Origin of the sequence: Streptosporangium album, assembly GCF_014203795.1 — a bacterium.
Taxonomy (GTDB): domain Bacteria; phylum Actinomycetota; class Actinomycetes; order Streptosporangiales; family Streptosporangiaceae; genus Streptosporangium; species Streptosporangium album.
Window position 1 is genome coordinate 100,361 of the sequence record NZ_JACHJU010000007.1, and the last position, 15,968, is coordinate 116,328.

Annotated in this window: 13 protein-coding genes; 4 read left to right on the forward strand and 9 right to left on the reverse strand. The window is 67.4% G+C overall.

The genetic code is table 11. From position 1 onward, the window contains the following. The first annotated feature begins 301 nt into the window (after nt 1–301). From FHR32_RS41215 to FHR32_RS43725, 3 genes are all read left to right on the forward strand, one after another. Nucleotides 302–3,304, forward strand: coding sequence for a family 20 glycosylhydrolase (locus tag FHR32_RS41215; protein WP_184760030.1), 3,003 nt, complete (start codon nt 302–304; stop codon nt 3,302–3,304). A gap of 193 nt (nt 3,305–3,497) precedes the next feature. After that, the gene (locus FHR32_RS43720) at nt 3,498–3,746 is read left to right on the forward strand and encodes a hypothetical protein (protein WP_221466913.1); all 249 of its coding nucleotides are present in this window, start codon (nt 3,498–3,500) and stop codon (nt 3,744–3,746) included. A gap of 206 nt (nt 3,747–3,952) precedes the next feature. Then, nucleotides 3,953–4,213 (forward strand): hypothetical protein, encoded by a 261-nt coding sequence (locus tag FHR32_RS43725; RefSeq protein ID WP_221466914.1) that lies wholly within the window; start codon nt 3,953–3,955, stop codon nt 4,211–4,213. A gap of 304 nt (nt 4,214–4,517) precedes the next feature. On the opposite strand, the gene FHR32_RS41225 is transcribed toward FHR32_RS43725, so the two are convergent. The 7 genes from FHR32_RS41225 to FHR32_RS41255 all read right to left on the reverse strand — a co-directional run bounded on the left by FHR32_RS41225 (nt 4,518) and on the right by FHR32_RS41255 (nt 12,552). After that, nucleotides 4,518–5,132: an NADPH-dependent FMN reductase gene (locus tag FHR32_RS41225; protein WP_184760031.1), complete on the reverse strand. Its 615-nt coding sequence runs from the start codon at nt 5,130–5,132 to the stop codon at nt 4,518–4,520. Nucleotide 5,133: 1 nt separating this feature from the next. Beyond that, entirely contained in the window at nt 5,134–6,255 is a 1,122-nt protein-coding gene (locus FHR32_RS41230; RefSeq protein WP_184760032.1) for an LLM class flavin-dependent oxidoreductase, read from the reverse strand. An 18-nt stretch (nt 6,256–6,273) separates the two neighbouring features. Then, entirely contained in the window at nt 6,274–7,413 is a 1,140-nt protein-coding gene (locus tag FHR32_RS41235; RefSeq protein WP_184760033.1) for a serine hydrolase domain-containing protein, read from the reverse strand. Next, nucleotides 7,413–8,585: an acyl-CoA dehydrogenase family protein gene (locus tag FHR32_RS41240; protein ID WP_184760034.1), complete on the reverse strand. Its 1,173-nt coding sequence runs from the start codon at nt 8,583–8,585 to the stop codon at nt 7,413–7,415. Before FHR32_RS41240 ends, FHR32_RS41235 begins: the two co-directional genes overlap by 1 nt. A gap of 2 nt (nt 8,586–8,587) precedes the next feature. After that, complete coding sequence (locus FHR32_RS41245) at nt 8,588–9,622, reverse strand: acyl-CoA dehydrogenase family protein (RefSeq protein ID WP_184760035.1); 1,035 nt, start codon at nt 9,620–9,622, stop codon at nt 8,588–8,590. Between the two features lie 207 nt (nt 9,623–9,829). Next, on the reverse strand, nt 9,830–11,308 hold the full coding sequence (locus tag FHR32_RS41250) for an amidohydrolase family protein (RefSeq protein ID WP_184760036.1): 1,479 nt from the start codon (nt 11,306–11,308) through the stop codon (nt 9,830–9,832). Beyond that, a complete protein-coding gene (locus FHR32_RS41255) occupies nt 11,305–12,552 on the reverse strand; it encodes a CoA transferase (RefSeq protein WP_184760037.1) in 1,248 nt (415 codons plus the stop codon). Before FHR32_RS41255 ends, FHR32_RS41250 begins: the two co-directional genes overlap by 4 nt. Nucleotides 12,553–12,755: 203 nt before the next feature. Here FHR32_RS41255 and FHR32_RS47055 point away from each other — a divergent pair, with 203 nt between their 5' ends. Then, entirely contained in the window at nt 12,756–13,814 is a 1,059-nt protein-coding gene (locus FHR32_RS47055; RefSeq protein WP_221466915.1) for an enoyl-CoA hydratase/isomerase family protein, read from the forward strand. A 78-nt stretch (nt 13,815–13,892) separates the two neighbouring features. Here FHR32_RS47055 and FHR32_RS41265 read toward each other — a convergent pair whose 3' ends face one another. Beyond that, nucleotides 13,893–14,222 carry a DUF6907 domain-containing protein gene (locus FHR32_RS41265; protein ID WP_376773460.1) on the reverse strand — a complete coding sequence of 110 codons (330 nt, stop codon included), beginning with the start codon at nt 14,220–14,222 and terminating at the stop codon, nt 13,893–13,895. Nucleotides 14,223–14,341: 119 nt separating this feature from the next. Then, nucleotides 14,342–15,901 carry an Ldh family oxidoreductase gene (locus tag FHR32_RS41270; protein ID WP_184760039.1) on the reverse strand — a complete coding sequence of 520 codons (1,560 nt, stop codon included), beginning with the start codon at nt 15,899–15,901 and terminating at the stop codon, nt 14,342–14,344. Nucleotides 15,902–15,968 lie beyond the last annotated feature (67 nt).

Sequence of the window (15,968 nt, forward strand, 5' to 3'; positions counted from 1 at the left end):
AACTTTAACTTTTGCTTACCCTGACAGCCTGAGACCCCTACATAAGGGATCTATCCGCCGCCCAAGGCCGCCAACCGGTATAGACCGGTATAGACCAGCCACCCCCAATAGCAAGGCGGTAATCGAGATGAGCAAGAAGATCGCCGGGACGGTCGGTCTCCTGGCCGCGTGAACTCCCCTACCACCACATCAGGAAGCTGCACGGACGCTGCAGCGTCGAGCGGGTTCGCCGGACATGTCCAATAAATGCCCGAACGCGGCCCGTGCTGGAGGTATGCGGTACCCCGATTTAAGGAGTGACGTGAAGATCTCGTTCCTATCGGCGAAGCGCGAGCAGAGAAGGGACCGTGGCGCAAGTCGACGGCCTCGGGCCCGCGCGGTCTCTGCTTTGACAATCGGTGCGCTCCTCGCCACATCCCTCACCGGTGTCATGGCGAACGCCGCACTGGCCGGCACGGTGTCGACCTCGCCAGCATCACCCCAGATTTTCCCCCTCCCGGTTTCGATGAGCACCACGGCCGAGAGCGTCAATCTCGCCCTCCTGCCGGGTGTGGTCGCCTCCGCCAAGTCTCAACGTATGACCTGGCCCGATGCGACGTACGTGCCCGCCAACGCCATCGACGTCTTCGTCCACAACGGTTGGACCTCGAACTATGCGTCGGTCGGGGATGGCTATGACCCGACCCAGGACTGGTTCCAGGTCAAGCTGGCCAAGCCCGCCCCGGTCTACGAGGTGTTCAGCCTCTGGACGTCGCCGGCCAAGCCGACGGAGTACGACCTACAGGTCGCCACGGACGCCGGCTGTCAGACGTGGTCGACGGTCGCCCACGTGGTGAATCCGAGCGACAAGGATTCCCAGGTGATCGATCGCAAGGACCCGATCTCCTGCGTCCGGATGCAGGCCCTGGCCACGAATTCCAAGACCGGATACACGATCAACGAGTTCGAGGTATGGTCCGGCCCCAAGCCGGCGCCAGTCGTGGGTCAAATCATTCCCGTGCCGGTGCAGCAGACGCCCGGCACCGGTCAGCCGTGGGAGCTCACGGCTAAATCCCGGATCGTGGTCTCCGACAGTGGCCTCGCTGCCACGGCTGAGGTTCTTGCGGGCTACCTGCGGCCGGCTACCGGGTACGAACTCCCCGTGGCGACAGGTTCTGCCACCGCCGCCGATATCGCCCTCACCCTCGCGCCAGTACCCGGCCTTCCACAGGGCAACGAGGTCGCCGCGGCCGAAGGCTACTCCCTCACGGTGTCAAGTGCGGGCGTAAACGTCGTGGCCCCGAACGCGCACGGCCTGTTCAACGGCTTTCAGACCCTTCGGCAGTTGTTGCCGGCGGCGAGCCACTCGCCTTCTATCGGCGTGGGGCCATGGACGGCACAGCCCATAACGGTCGTGGACTACCCACGTTATGCGCATCGAGGTCTCCAACTCGACCCTGCCCGTAACTTCCTGACGGTGGCCGAAGTAAGGTCCATGATCGACCAACTGGCAGCGTTGAAGGGCGACCGACTGCACCTGCACCTGAGCGACAGCCAGTCCTGGCGCCTTGAGATCAAGGGCTACCCGGCACTGGACGGCACCGGGTGCAACGGGGCGGGCTGCCTGGCGGGTTTCTACACGCAAGAGGACTTCAAGGACTTGGTCAAGTACGCGGCCGATCGGTTCATCGAGATCGTCCCCGAACTGGAGGGCCCGGCCCATGCCACGGCGGCAGTCACAGCCCTGGGCGGCCGCGCGGTCATGGGTTGCCAAGGCCAGACCCAGACCGACCGGTTTTGCACCAATCCGAATGACCCGGCCAGTGCGCGGGCCCTCGCGTTCTGGAGAGACGCGATCGCGCAGCTTGCCGCGATCTCTCCCGCACCCGTCATCCACATCGGCGGGGACGAGGCCATCGGGATGCCCCACGAGGACTACAAGTGGTGGATCCGGCAGATGGAGATCATCGTCAACGACAACGGCAAGCGGATGATGGGCTGGAACCCAGCGCTGGAAGGATACGCACCGAATTCCACCTCCATCAACCATTACTGGTCCGACTACACCGGCGGTGGGCCCGCTCTCATCAAGCCTGAGTGGTTCAACCAAGGCCGGGACGTCATCGTGACCCCGGAATACAACGCCTATCTCGACTTCGGGTATGACGGGTCCCCCGGCAGGACGCCGCGGACGGAACTTCTCCAGTCCTACTCGTGGGACCCGGAATGGGTGTACGAAAAGTACCGGTCGGTCTGGGCTCAACCCGCCTACGGCGGGCCGAAGGCGGAGGACGTCCTCGGTATCGAGGCGCCCATCTGGGGCGAGCAGATGCGTGGGCTGGCCACGAACGAGTACATGGTCTTCCCGCGGCTAGCCGGAATCCTCGAAAAGGCCTGGTCCCCCAAAGCGCTCACCCAGGACTACGACGCGTATCGGCAGCGGCTCAGCGTAGCCGGACCCCGGTGGGCGTTCGCGAACGTGAACTACGGCACCATATCCCAGGTCACCTGGAGCACGGCGGCGATGGGGACGGTCGCCCGTTTCGGCGTGGACAAGACCCTGAGCAATGCGCCCCTGGCGCGTATGACCGCCGGCTCGATTCCGCCCGGTAATGTCGCGGCCGTGATCGATTGGGGCGACGGATCCCCGACGGAGCCGGCCGGCATCGCGGGGCGCGATTACGTGGCAAGCCAACGGCAGGGTAGAAGCCTGATGTCGGTCAGCGGGAGCCACACCTATCCGGCGGACCAGGTGTACCACGGAACCGTCACCTACAGTTATCAGGACCAGACCTGGGTCGTGCCGTTCACAGCGACCGGCGTCCCGTCCTGCACGAAGACGATCATCGGGCCCCACTCTGGCCCATTGACCGTCTCCTCGGGTGTCACGTGCCTCGATGACGCGACGATCACCGGACCCGTGACCGTGCGTACAGGTGCCGGGCTTTACGCGTCCGGGTCCGAAGTGCGCGGCCCGCTGACGACGTCCGGGGCCGTCGACGTTCTGCTGTGCGGTACCACAGTGTCCGGGCCGGCCACCCTGACCGGTGGGGCGCGGGTCTGGCTCGGCAACCACAAGGGGAACTGCGCGCCGGCGACGATCAAGGGCCCGGTGACGGTCACCGGCATGACGGGTCAGGTGACGATCGACGGCTCGACGGTTAGTGGCCCGCTCGTCCTGCAGAACAACACGGCGGCGACGATTGTCGCTGGTAACCACATTGGCGGGCCACTGTCGTGCGCGGGGAACTCCCCTGCGCCGAGCAACGCCGGCCAGCCCAATACCGTGTCCGGCCCGAAGTCGGGGCAGTGCGCCGGGCTGTAGACGGACGAAATGACCGGCAAAGGCGTTAAGCCCGGTAGGTGAACGCTGGTCACGGCGGCCCTCCCGCATTCGTGAGATGGGAGGGCCTGTACCGCTTCAAAAGTCGTCGCCGGGTGCTTGACCTGCAGGTCGACCTGAGGTGGCAGTGCGGGCAAGATCGGTTCTTATGTCTCTCCGTCTCCTCTACTTGCTCATGATGCGGTTGTTCGGCTGGCTGGCGCTGCTGGGCCGGAGCGAAGCGATCAAGAATGTCGAGATCATGATGCTCCGTCATGAGGTGGCGGTGCTGCTGCGTCAGGTCGCTCGGCCGAAGCCGGACTGGGCCGATCGGGCGGTGCTGGCCGCGCTAGCGCGGTTCTTGTCGCCCGCCCTGCGTGCTCATCGGCTGGTTACGCCGGACACGCTGCTGGCGTGGCACCGTCGCTTGGTCCGACGCCGGTGAACGTATCCGAACCGGCCCGGTCGTCCTCGGACGAGCAAGGAGATCCGGGATCTGGTGGTACGTCTGGCGCGGGAGAACCCGGCATGGGGATATCGACAGGTATAGGGCGAACTCGTCCGGCTCGGCTACCAGGTCAGTGAAGCGACAGTGCGGCGAATCCTGCGAGCCGGCCAGCCAGGTCCGGCTTCCCGAAACATCGACACCTCGTGGCGAACGTTCCTGCGTACCAGGCGAAAGAGCTGCTGGCCTGCGACTTCTTTCACGTCGACACGATCTCCTTGAAACGCCTGTACATCCTGTTCGTGATGGAGGTGGCGACCAGGCGCGTGCGCATCCTGGGGGTGACCGCGAATCCGACCGGAGCGTGGGCGGTTCAGCAGGCCCGTAACCTGCTCATGGATCTGGGGGAGCGGGCCGACTTGTTCCGCTTCCTCCTTCGGGACCGGGATGCCAACCGATCACGATGAGCGGACCGCCGTTCCGCTGGAGGGGCGGATCAAGCGTCGTAAGGTACTCGGCGGGCTGATCAACGAGTATCACCGAGCCGCGTAGCCGCTCCGGAGGACTCCCAGCTCAAGCCGCATGTGATGGGTTTTGAAGCGGTACAGGGTTGAGCACGATCATCGCCTTGCCTCGATCCGCGCCGCCGATCACGCGGCTCGTGCCTGATTGCCGCGAGCCGCGTGAAAGCGCGACACAAAATCCGAGAATCCAGTTCCCAAAGACCGCTCGCTTGATCTTTAACCTGGGTGGCCTGGGAGGCGATGCAGGTTAAAGATCAAGCGAGGAGCTACCCTGGGCCACCGGGTGCGCGGCTCGGCTTCGCTGCCATGCGAATTCGGCCACTTGGAGGCCGACGAGATCCAGTTTGCGCGCCACGTCAGTGTCCGTGACCTCGCCGTCTGCGGCGAACACCCGATCGCCTGAGTTGATCGCGACGCCGAGCGGGGTGAGCCACCCACGCAAGGCGTGCACGATGGATCTGAGCGCCACTAGCGTGGTCGTCGTGCCCTGCCAGCCGTTCGCGCAGACGATGCAGCCGACAGCACGTCCGTCGAAGTAGGGTCGCTCGTCGTTGCGGAGGTCTTCGACGTAATCGAGGGCGTTCTTCACCATCCCAGAAACGCCTCCGTGATATCCCGGCGAGCCGATGATGATCCCATCGGCCCGACGGAGTGCGTCGACGAGGGCCAGCGCGGCGGCTGTCCGCTCCTGGCGCTCTGGCGCGTAGAGCGGCAACTCAAGATCGCGTGCGGCGAAGAGCGCAGTTCGCGCCCCGTACGCGGCTGCCTGTGCCAGCGCCCGGCGCACCGCCCACTCCGTTGACGATCCCGGACGGGTGGTGCCTCCGAGGCCGACCACAAACGGGCGGCCGTCGCTGCCCATGTCACAGCTCCTTGAGCGTAGGGAGGACTTCCTTGGCGATGAGCCGCATACTGCGCTCGGCGTCGTCGAGTGGCATCCCGCCGTAGGACACGTGCAGGATGATTTCGTCGCAGTTGGTACGGCCGACCATGTCACGGACCTTCGCCACGCACTGGTCCGGTGTTCCCCAGATATGATCGCTCACCAGATAGTTGGCCTCCTCCGTGGTCTGGGACCCCCGCACGCGGGCGGCTCGCTCGGCGTAATGGGAGTAGCTCGCCAGCTTGTCGAAATGGGTGCCGAAGAACTCGTAGTGCCGGTACGCCGAGTCCACGTACCGCCGCATGTAGCGGTCGGCGACTTCGCTGGCCCGCTGCTGGTTCTCGTCGCAATACGCCCAGAGCACAAGCGTCGGCCGGGTGGGCGCGAAACCGTTCTCTGCTCGGATCTTGGCGTACTCGGTGAGCTCCGTCGCATACTCGTCTACCGGCTTGTTCGGGATGACGAGAGCCTTGAGCCCGTTCGCGGCCGCGACCGCCACGGACTGCGGACTCCCCCAGGCACAACACATGTTGTCGACGATGCGCTGCCCGTTCTGCGGGTGTGGGCGAAGCTCGGTCTCCGGGATCTTGAAGATCTGGCCATCGTAGGAGAACCGATCCTTCGTCAGCGCGAGCCGTACGATGTCGAGTGCCTCTTGGAAGCGCGGCCGCGATTCCTCCATGTCGACCCCGTACGCCTGGTACTCCCGACGGCCGATCCCGCGCCCGACGCCGAGCCGCAACGAGCGCTCCTCCCCCATCACCTCCTGCAGGAACGCGATCTGCTCGGCCAGCCGGACCGGCTGGTGCCAGGGCAACACGGTGACCATGGTGCCGAGGTCGATGCGGGAGGTACGGCCGGCCATGTAGGTGAGGAATTGCAGCGGATTGGGCGCCATCTGGTAGGGCGTGACGTGGTGCTCGACCGACCAAAGAGCGTCGTAGCCGAGTTCCTCGGTGAGTTCGGCGATCCGCAGATCGTCCTGCAGGATCTTCGAGTCGGGGATCTCCGGCAGGCCGGGGACGTTCTCACCGCGCTCACGTGCCTCGAAACGGTCCCAGTCGCCGGAGTTGGAGAAGTGCATCCCGATGCCGACACGCATTCGACTACCTCTTTCCTGTCATCCGATCGCCGCGTACACGGCACGAGTGAGGCCAACCGTCCGGGGATCGCCCTCCCCTGCAGGGTTCATCCGCATCTTGTTGGCGACGTAAGCGAAGGCGATCCCGGCCTCGGGGTCCGCCCACGCTGTGGATCCGCCCGCTCCGGGATGGCCGAACGACCGCGGCCCGACGCCAGGGCCGAGCCCTGCCCCAAGGTGCAGCCCGGTCCCGACTCGGGTGGGCACCCCGATGACGAGGTCCGTCTCCTCCGCCTCAAGGGCTGCCGCTCGTTCCACCGTCTCGGGACGCAGCAGGCGCATGCCGTCGACGTCGCCGATCGTGGCGGCGTAGACACGTGCCAACGACCGTGCATCACCTATCCCGTTCGATGAGGGCATCTCAGCGGCGTGCAGATCCCGCCGGTTCCACATGTCGTTGTAGGCGAACAGCCCGGATGGGCCCGACATCACGCGAACCATGAGGGATTCCCCTGTGAAGAAGTCCCTCCCCGGCATCTGGTCGGGCAGCACGACGGCGACCCGTTCCTCCTCTTCTTCGGGGAGGCCGATCCAGAAGTCGAGCCCGAGAGGGGCGGCGATCTCACGTGCGAAGAAGCCGCCGAATCGTTGGCCGGTGATCCGGCGCACGACCTCTCCGAGGATCCAGCCGAAGGTGCGGGCGTGATATCCGACGGCCGTGCCCGGCTCCCATTGGGGTGCCTGCGCGGCGATCGCCTCGATCACGGGGTCCCAGGCGAACACCTCGTGCAAGGTGAGGTCGGCGTCCACGGCCGCGATCCCGGCCCGGTGCGACATCACCCAGCGCACCGGGATGTGTTCCTTGCCGGCGGCACCGAACTCCGGCCAATACTTGGCTACCGGCGTGTCCAGATCGAGCACGCCTCGCTCAGCAAGGAGATGTACGGCGAGCGCGGTCGGCCCCTTGGTGGCCGAGAACATCAGTGCCAGCGTGTTCTCCTGCCATGTCCGTCCTGAGACGGGATCGGCGATTCCGCCCCAGGCGTCGACGACCGGACGGCCGTCCCGGTAGAGGCAGAACGCGGCCCCGACTTCGCCGTGTTCGGTGAAGTTCGTGAGGAACGCATCAGCGACGGCGCCGTACCCGGGCTCGGCTCTCACGACAGGCTCTGTTGCCATCAACCGCTCCGGAACCGCGCGTGGCGAGGCAGGCCAAGGATCCGCTCGGCGATGATGTTGCGATGGATCTCCGTCGTCCCCGCGTAGATCGCGGTGCCCTGGGCGAAGCGGTGCGCCCACTCGATGATCCCATCCTCCAGAGCGCCGTCCTCACCACGGGTGATGAGGGCCTCCGGCCCGACGAGGTCGATCATGTCGGCCGAGTCCCGGATGAGCAGCTCGGACGCCAGTACCCGTCCCATGGGAGAAGGAGTGTTGCGGGCGGCTTCGATGTCGAGCGCCACCTGGGCGAGCCGGACCCGTACAACCGGATCATCGATTACCTGGTTGGAGGCGGCCCAGCGAAGGGTGTGCTCCAGCAGCCGCTCAAGCGTCTCGTAGTAGGTGACGCCCGCGGGATTGATCTCGGCCAGCCCGTGATCGTCATCACGACCGATTCCGTGCTCGGCGCTCAACGGGCCGGACAGCACCGACCAGCCCCCGTTGACCGGGCCGATCCGGTAGTGGTCGGAAACCCGGACGTCGCCGTAGTAGACGACATTGGTCCGCTCTCCGCCGAGCGTGTGGATCGGGCGGACCTCGACGCCCGGCGAGTCCAACGGCACCAGGAACACCGTCAGGCCGTGGTGCTTGGGGGCGTCGGGATCGGTACGCGCCACGAGAAAGCTGTACTGGCAGTTCTGTGCTCCGGTGGTGAACATCTTGGAGCCGCTGATGATCCAGCGGACACCGTCGCGGGTCGCCTTGGTCCTTACGCCCGCGAGGTCGGATCCGGCGTCCGGCTCCGTGTAGCCGAGACAGATGCAGACCTCCCCCCGCGCGACGCGCGGCACGATATCGGCCCTCAGCTCGTCGTCGGCGTACGCCCGCACGGCCGCGATGGACAGCGACGTCGTCCCTTTGGTGATGCTGGGCGCGTGGCGCCGTCGGAGCTCGCTTTCAAGGAGGCGGCAGCGCACAGGATCCAGCCCCGCGCCACCGTCCGCAACCGGCCAGCCGGGGAAGATCCAGCCCTTCGCGCCGAGCGCGCGGTGGAAGGATCTGTTGTGGCCGGCGCCGGTCTCCCACTCCTCGTCGATGACCGCGGGGGTCAGGTGCTCGTCGAGGAACTGTTCGACCTCTCTGAGGAAATCCCGTACATCCTCAGAAAGATCCAGCACGCTGAAGTCCATCGTCAGCTCCTCACCTGGTCTGCCAACAGCCGGCCGATCGCGGAGAGCTCCGCCCGTGGGTCCCCGGCGAGTACGCTCCAGCCCTTCGCCCGGCGGAAATAGAGCTGCAGGTCCGATTCCACGGTGAAGCCGAAGCCTCCTTGGACGTGCGTTCCGACCGTGGCGGCTTTCATGGCCGTCTGCGCGGCGTAGGCGAACGCCATCGGAATGAGCTCGCGTCTTCGGCCCGGCTCGTTCTCCGTGAACCAGGCCGCCTTCCACGTCAGATGGCGCGCGCCGATCACCGCCGTGTAGGTGTCGGCTAGTGCGTGCGATATCGCCTGGAATGCCCCGATCGGGGTATCGAAGGCCTTGCGGTCCTTCACGAAGGCGAGTCCAAGCTGCAGGGCGCCGTCGCCGATGCCCACGAGCGCGGCCGCAGTGAGCAGCTTCCATTCGCGTACGGCCTGGCCGTACAGCTCGCGGGCGCGTGGTCCGGTGGCGAGTACGGTGCCCGGCGACGCTTCCCACCATGCCAGCGGTGCGCTGCCCTGGTTACGGACCTGGGGCAGCGGCTTCTCGGTGGCCGCCAGCACCAGGTCGTCGCCGTTCAGACCCAGCACCGCTGCGGCGACGGAGCCGGCGGGGATCAGCTGTCTGTCCGTCGCCATCGGCCGCAGAGCCAGGGTGGGGAATAGACCGCCGGCCGCTGCGCCCTCGATCCAGGCGCCCGCCTGCTCGGGGGCGCTCCTGCCCAGCAGCCGGAGCGCCACGGTGGCCTCGATCAGCGGGACGGGCGCGAGGTGGCGTCCGTACTGCTCGGCGACGAGAACGAGATCGACCAGGTCGGCGTCGCCGCCACCCAGTTCCATGGGGAGCCCCATGGTGACAGCTCCGGTCTGGGCCATGGATCGCCACAGCTTCTCGTCAAAGCCGTGCGGCTCAGCGTCCCGCACGCGGGAGCTCGGGCATTCGCGGACGAAGAACTCGGTGAAGCTGTCCCGGACCGCACGTTGATCGTCACTCAGGGAGTAATCGTTGCGTCTGACCTCGGCCACGAATCCTCCTTCTAGGCTGCGAGCAGGATCAACTTGAGGTCGCGTCGCGCGGTGATCGTGCACCTCAGGTGATCGCGAACTACATGGCACCTCAAGTGGAATCTGCCATGGAATCTACCAGTCGGTTGGTAGTCTGCCTAGTGGTTCACGCCGCCGGAATCGTCCTGCTCGTCGCTGTCGCCGACGGACAGGACACCGTCGCGGAGTTCACCACTCCGCGATCTTTCCGTTGATGATCGTGAATCGGACGAGGCCGGGCGCCGGATATGCCAGAGCCTGCTCAAGCGATACGTGCAGCACCACGAGGTCGGCGACGGCGCCGGGCCCGATCCTCCTGGCCGGACCGCCGGGATCGTCGGGCGGTGCGAGATAGGCATCGAGGGCATGGGCCGCGGTGAGGCGCTCGCCCGGACCCACCACTCGCCCCGCCGGGGTACGGCGCTGCACGGCGGCGGCGATGATCGCCCATGGGTCGAGGGGGCCGTAGGGGGCGTCGCTGGACAGGGCGAGTGGAATCCCGGCCCGGGTGAGGCCGGCACAGCGGTAGACGTCGGCGCGATCGTGTGGAGGGAGATCGCGGAGGTAGTCGTCGCCGCGATGCGCAATGAACCCAGGCTGGCTGACCACACGGATGCGGTGGTGTGCGAGCACCGGGATGAGCTCGGCCGGAACGAGAGCGGCATGTTCGATGCGGTCGCCGGGGAGGACCCCGGCCTCGTCGAGCGCTGCGAGCAGGATGACCAGCGCCTCCCGGCTCACACAGTGTGCGGCGATCGCGCGTCCGGTCGCGTGCACGGCACGGATCCTGCCGGCGAGCTCATCGGGCGACGGGAGCCCCGAGTCGGCGAGGACGATCTTGTACGGTCCGACGGTCAGTCGTGAGCCGCCATCAGACCTGGCAGGGTTGTGTGCCCGGTCCCCCCTGTTCATGACCTTCTCGCCCCTCGATCGGACCTGTGAGTCATCAGGGAAGCCACCCAGAGGCGCCCCCAGCAGGTGTACGCGCTGGGGGAGCGCTCCGCTGCGCATGGCCGTGGCGATCGCCGCGATGGTGTCGGCGCTGAGATCGGGAGTGGCGTCGGTGACAGTGGTGATGCCGTGCTGGGCGAGAGCGGCGCCGACGGGGGCGAGATCCGGCGGCTCAGCCGGCGGCAGCCGGGCTCGCAGCCAGTTGTCCGCCCGCCACAGGCGCCCGGTGGGGGTGCCGCTGAGATCGCGCTCGACGCCAGGGTGGTCGCCGGAGCCGATGCCGGCCGCGGCTACGGCGGCGGTGTTGAGCATCCAGAGGGCGCCGCTGCGATGCTGGACCCGGACCGGGCGGTGTGGGTGCATGCGGTCAAGAGCGGCGGCGTCGAGGTCTCCGGCAACGGTCTCGATGTATCCGACACCGCGGATCCACCCGTGCTCGTCGGGAGTGGCGGCGGCGAGTGCCTCGGCGAGGCCGTCGCGGTCGGTCACCTCGGGCGGCCCGCAGTTGACGGAGCGGCCCGTCGCGGCGAGGGCGTGCAGGTGGACGTGGTGATCGCAGAGCCCGGGAAGCAGCGCTCCGCCGCGGCATGCGTGCTCCTGCTCTCCGGGACGGCGGACGAGGGCGGCACCGACCTCGGTGATCCGGTTCCCGACCACACGCACATCGGCACGGATACGGCCGTCGAGCTCCACATCGCGCAGCAGCAGCCCGGTCACGGCACCGCGATCCCCAGCTCTCGCAAGACCTCCGCCGTATGCTCCCCGCTCCTGGCCACTCGTCCGGAGTCGGAGACTTCGCGTTGCCGGGGAGAGGCGACGGGAACCAGGCCGGCGGGGGTCTCCACGCTCCACGCGCCATTTCTTCGGCGGGCCGCCAGGGAGCGCGTCCCCGGCGTGCCGGCCGCCGGCCCGACACCGGGCTCCAGCGCCGAGGCGACGACATCGGACATCGAAACGTCCCAGAGCATCCCTGAGCCATCGGCAGGGGCAGTCGCGGCGAGGACCGCCGCTGTCAGCCCGGTGAGTGGGTCGGCGATCGCATCGCCGCAGAACAGCGGGGTACCGTCGGTGTCCCAGGCGACCAGGCCGCTTGCGGCGGCGATGTCGTCACCGAAGCCGACCCGGTCCCTCGCCCGCCCGTACGCGGTGATCGAGACCCAGGTGGCGCCGGCGGCCACGGCGGCATCGGCGTCGAGCCCGAAGCCGGCCAGCGCACGCGGACGGGAAGCCTCGATGACGATGTCGGCCGCGTCGACCAAACGGGCCAGCGCGTGCCGTCCACGAGGATCGCCGGGGTCGAGGACGACCGAACGGTGGCCCGCGTGCAGCAGCCGGTAGAACTCCGCGTTCCCACGGCGGGCACCGTCCGGCCGCTCCGGTGTTTCGACCTTGACGACCCTTGCGCCCGCCAGGCTGAGCAGGTGCGCGCACAGCGGACCGGCCCACAGAGCGCTGAAGTCGACGACCAGCAGGCCTGCCGGCGGACGTGGGGCCATGGGCTTCGGCAAGGGGCAGGGATTGCGGTGCTGCCGCACCGGTCCACCGGCGATACCCAGCAGTCCGGCATACTCGGCGAACTCGGCGCCCGTGTGTTCCCGCAACCAGCGGGTGACTGCGGGCCAAGGGTCGTCCCCGACCTCGGTGCGGGTCAGGGCACCGAGCAGCGCGGGATCATCGGGGCGGGCGCAGGAGACCGCGGCCCAGCCGTCGGCGGTCGGCAGTAGGCGGCAGGAACCGCCTGCGGACACCGCTCCGCGTCGCCGGTGGCCCGTGTAGGCCGCACGTTCCGAGAGCAGTCTGGCGCCGTCCAGCCGGACCGAGGTGAGTTCGGCGAACCGCTCCGACAGTTCCCGAGCTGTGGTGGCGGCGCGGCCCGGCGGTACCAAAGGAGGGCCATCTGCGCGGCCGGTCAGGGTGACAGCGCCGCTGCGGGCCCAGTCCCTGATGGAATCATCGGCCATCACGGCGCCGACTCAGACAATGCCCGACATGAGGGACATGCGATGACACGCTCCGACGATACACTCGCAGCAATGATCATTCCTGTAGCCCGAACGTCGCGCGCACAGGCGGACGATCGCCCGGTACGCCAAGCGAACCGGGCCCGGTGCTCGTCGATCCCGGGAGGTGACGTGATGACACGTCGTCCGGACGGTGGGTGCCCGTGAGTGACGTGCCGCATCTGTCCATCGCCGACGTGGCGGACGGTTCCGCCCACGGCCCGTTGCTCGATCAGGCTGGAGCAGTGCGCGATCCGTTCGTGGCTGTACAACTGGATGACGCTGTCGACCCGGTGACACTGGACCGGGCTGTGAAACGTGCGCGAAGCTGCGATCGACTGTTGGTCGGAGTCGTCGACGGGCCGCTGCCACCGCAGACCGGGGAGTTGGTGAGCGTGCTGGATCTGACCCTCACAGGTCCGGACACTCAGGCCAGGCGCGATTGTGTCACCGTTCCCGATCCGCAGACGCGGCTGGGTCTCCTGTATGCGGCCGTGGTACGCAATCCGCACGCCTCCGTGGTCTTGGGCAGCGTGCTCAGGACGGGGGAAGCGCTGCCGGTGAGTGCCGCGCTGGACCTGGAGTCCTTCGCCTACTCTGCCTTGCTCGGCGGGCCCGAGTTCCACCGCTGGCTCAGCGCCCGCCGTCAGCGACCCGTTCCTCCTGCAGCTGACGATCCCATCACGGTCAAGCGGGAAGAAGACCGCCTGCTGATCACGCTCAACCGTCCTGAGCGACGCAACGCCTACGGCAGAGACGTCCGCGATGCTCTGGTCGAAGCCCTCCGTCTCGCCGTGTTCGACGACACCATAACCATGGTGGTGCTCAACGGTGCCGGGCCGTCCTTCTGCTCCGGCGGCGACCTCGACGAGTTCGGCACCACCCCCGACCTTGTCACGGCTCATCTGGTGCGCACCCGCGCCGGTGCCGGCAGGCTCGTCCACGAGCTCGCCGCCCGGATCGAGGTGCGGGTTCACGGCAGCTGCGTCGGTGCCGGGATCGAGCTTCCCGCCTTCGCCGGAGCCGTGATCGCCGACCCTGGGACCACCTTCCGTCTGCCCGAAGTGAGCATGGGCCTGATACCGGGAGCGGGCGGCACCGTCAGCCTCCCCCGGCGCATAGGTCGCTGGCGCACCCTCGACCTGGCGCTGTCCGGCAAGGCCATCGATGCGGCAACCGCCATGGCCTGGGGACTGATCGACGGGTTGCTACCGCGCGAATGAGCGTTGGGAGCGCGGCGATCCGCGCGAACACGCAGCGGTCATCGCGATGACGCATGAAGCCCTGAGGCGACGGAAGCTTCAAGCCTCTGCTTGATCCGCGCAGGCGAGGAGTGTCGCAGCGAGGCGGCGAGCTTCCTGCGGGGTCAGGTTGATGATGCGGTATCGCCCGCCGACGTGATGGGCGATCTCGACGAACGGATGCCATACCGGGCAGGCCTCCTCCGCCAGGTACTGCACCACGCGGACGTCGACCGACTCGGGCATTCTCGGCTCGTATCGACGGGAGACCCGTAGCGTGTGCGTCTCGCCCTCGTGGAGCAGGATCGCGTTGTCCGTAGAATGATCCAGCATGCACCAGTGAGGGCATCGAACGACCGCCTTGTCTGAGTCCTCCCACGCCAGCGACATATGACGCTCACCTCCTCATATGACAGATCCGCGATCAGCCGCCGGGCATGATCGAAGGGGCCGCGCCGCAAAGCGGCCGGAGATGCAGGAGCCCTGCGGCTGGGCGGCGTGCCGTGTTGTCATTGCTGAAGACTCCTTCTGAGTCGATCGTCGATCGTGACACCCAGGCGATCAGCCAGCGCGGCGATGTCGTCACGTGCGGCGGCCTGCACGGGGACCCCGTTCATGCGCCGGTCACGGGCGAGCTCGGCCTCCTTCTCACCCGGCAGCCAGATACGGTCCACGCCGGGCTGTTTCGGAGCCGTGCGTAGGGTACGCGCGATCTCAACGACCTGCCGGGCGAAGGTGTCGCCGTCCAGGAAGTCGCTCACCCTGATCGCGCCCATGAGCGCGGAGTTGTCCCCCGGCTCGTGCGGCTGCCGTCCGGAAATCTGGGCGTCGAAACGCCAGCCGCCGAGCACACCGGTAAGCAGTGCCACACACAGCGCCAGGCCGTAGCCCTTGTATCCCGCGATCGGAAGCAAGGAACCGCCCGCGAACACCGCCTTCGGGTCGGTAGTCGGCCGGCCTTCCTGGTCCAGGAACGCGTCCGAGGGCAGAGGTTCGTCTCGCTGCGCGGCCAGCAGCGCCCGCCCCCATGTCGATTTGCTCATGGCGGAGTCCCAGACGATCGGGTCCGACGTGCCCGGGAAGGCGAGCGAAAGCGGGTTGTTCCCGATGAGGGGCTGGGCTCCCCCGGTGGGCGCCATCAATGCGAGCACATTGGTCATGGAAAGCCCGATCATGCCCTTTTCGGCGGCCATCATCGAGTAGTAGGCGGCTGCGCCATAGTGGTTGATATTGCGCACGACGACGAGACCCACCCCGGAGTCGGCTGCCTTGCCGATGGCGAGCTCCATCGCCGCGGTGTCGGCGACCGCACCGAGTGCGTTGCCGCCGTCCATCAGCGCCGTCGTCGCAGACTCCCGACAAATGACGATCGTCGGATCGGCTGCCGTCCCGCCGGCCTCGATCCGTTCGACATAGGACCTCAGTCGCATGAGGCCATGGGTTTCGACGCCGCGTTCGTCGGCGGTCACCAACCAGGGCCCCGCAGGGCAGAACGTGTCCAGCGACTTGGCTCGCACCCATTGGCCGTCCTTCCGCTGGAGGTCCCGGGCCGAGACATCGTTCATGCAGGTGTATCCGAAGACGTGGTCCAGCGCTCGCTCCTCGCTGACGTGCCGGGTCGCCGTACCGATCACCACGGCCAGCTCGGCCTCGTAGTCGACCTCTGTCGTCACCGCGCGGTCCCATGTGATGGCGCCGCCGTGCGGCAGCACCGCGGTCGGGAACTTGGCGAACACGGTCGGCGACTCGGGGATCGCGTGGCCACCTTCCGCCGCGTGGTCGGCATAGTTGAGTCCGATCGCCACGATCTTTCCCGGCGCCGGCACCGGAGCCAGCATCTGCAGATCCGCGGTCTCGGCCTTCGGCAGGTCCGGCAGCTGCGCGGCGAGCCGTGCGAGCCCGCCCGCCCCGAGCGCGGCGAGCGCGGTCATCGATGTGGGCAGCCCTGAATCCGCGGGCACCACAGCGACCTGGTCCGATGTGCCGTCGACCGCGATGGCGAGTGTGTCGTGGCCGCGATACCGAACACTGGCGAGTCTCATCTCGGCTCCTTCCACGAGCTTCTTCACGATCGCATTCCAAGACTGGCGTAGTCAACCAACCGACTGTTAGATAAAGGGGCGCGGAAGGAAAGCG

Excerpts from the sequence above, each read along its gene's own strand:
- FHR32_RS41230 (WP_184760032.1), bottom strand. The coding sequence starts at position 6,255 with ATGCGTGTCGGCATCGGGATGCACTTCTCCAACTCCGGCGACTGGGAC.
- FHR32_RS41235 (WP_184760033.1), bottom strand. The coding sequence starts at position 7,413 with ATGGCAACAGAGCCTGTCGTGAGAGCCGAGCCCGGGTACGGCGCCGTC.
- FHR32_RS43720 (WP_221466913.1), top strand. The coding sequence starts at position 3,498 with ATGATGCGGTTGTTCGGCTGGCTGGCGCTGCTGGGCCGGAGCGAAGCG.
- FHR32_RS41265 (WP_376773460.1), bottom strand. The coding sequence starts at position 14,222 with ATGTCGCTGGCGTGGGAGGACTCAGACAAGGCGGTCGTTCGATGCCCT.
- FHR32_RS41240 (WP_184760034.1), bottom strand. The coding sequence starts at position 8,585 with ATGGACTTCAGCGTGCTGGATCTTTCTGAGGATGTACGGGATTTCCTC.
- FHR32_RS41255 (WP_184760037.1), bottom strand. The coding sequence starts at position 12,552 with ATGGCCGATGATTCCATCAGGGACTGGGCCCGCAGCGGCGCTGTCACC.
- FHR32_RS41225 (WP_184760031.1), bottom strand. The coding sequence starts at position 5,132 with ATGGGCAGCGACGGCCGCCCGTTTGTGGTCGGCCTCGGAGGCACCACC.